This is a genomic window from Aminobacter sp. P4_D5, from assembly GCF_056401815.1.
This window is the reverse complement of record NZ_JBFUIP010001019.1, coordinates 1-601: the sequence shown is the minus strand read 5'-3', so window position 1 is coordinate 601 and position 601 is coordinate 1. Positions and strand designations below refer to the sequence as shown.

Annotated in this window: 2 protein-coding genes; one reads left to right on the top strand and one right to left on the bottom strand. The window is 67.6% G+C overall.

Annotated elements, in window-relative coordinates; genetic code table 11:
• The coding region (locus AC1DWF_RS36415) for an SMP-30/gluconolactonase/LRE family protein (RefSeq protein ID WP_476843306.1) at window positions 1-354 on the bottom strand (354 nt) is incomplete at its 3' end.
• Window positions 355-430: 76 nt separating this feature from the next.
• On the opposite strand from AC1DWF_RS36415, the gene AC1DWF_RS36410 reads away from it, so the two are divergent.
• Window positions 431-601, top strand: a 171-nt coding sequence (locus tag AC1DWF_RS36410; RefSeq protein WP_476843307.1) for a hydantoinase B/oxoprolinase family protein, incomplete at its 3' end; no start/stop codon positions are given.

Below are 601 nucleotides of genomic sequence, written 5' to 3'. Positions count from 1 at the left end.
CTTCAGCATCACGTCGCCGCAGCGGTCGTAGAGCGTCTTCACGGACCCCGTGGCGATGTCGATCACCTCGATGCGCCCGTTGGTGTAGTCCTCGGCCTGTCCGCTCGGGCGCAGGATGTCGGGTTCCTCGTGCCAGGTGAAGCCGCCGTTGTTGCAGACGAGCAGCGTGTTGTCCGGGCCGGCCGCGAGCCCGTTCGGCCCGCCGCCCGTCTTCGCGATGACGCTGTAGGCCCCGTCCGGCGCCACACGTGAGACGACCTGCTTCTCGATCTCCACCAGCGCGATCGAGCCGTCCGGCAACGCCACGGGCCCTTCCGGAAAACGCAGCCCTTCGGCAAGAACTTTGAGGCTCATATCCGAGCTCCTCCCCTTTCTGTTCGGGCCAGGATGCGCCACGCTCCCGGGCTCGCCAAGATGGAGACGCCTCCCGATGGATCCCGAGACGCTCGCCGTGCTCTCCGCGCGTTTCACCGCCATCGTGGAGGAGATGGGCGAGGGCCTGCTCCGCACCGCCTACAGCCAGATCCTGAAGTCCAGCCGCGACTTTTCGATCGCGGTGACGGACGGCGCCTGCCGGCTGGTGGCGCAGGCGGATCACATC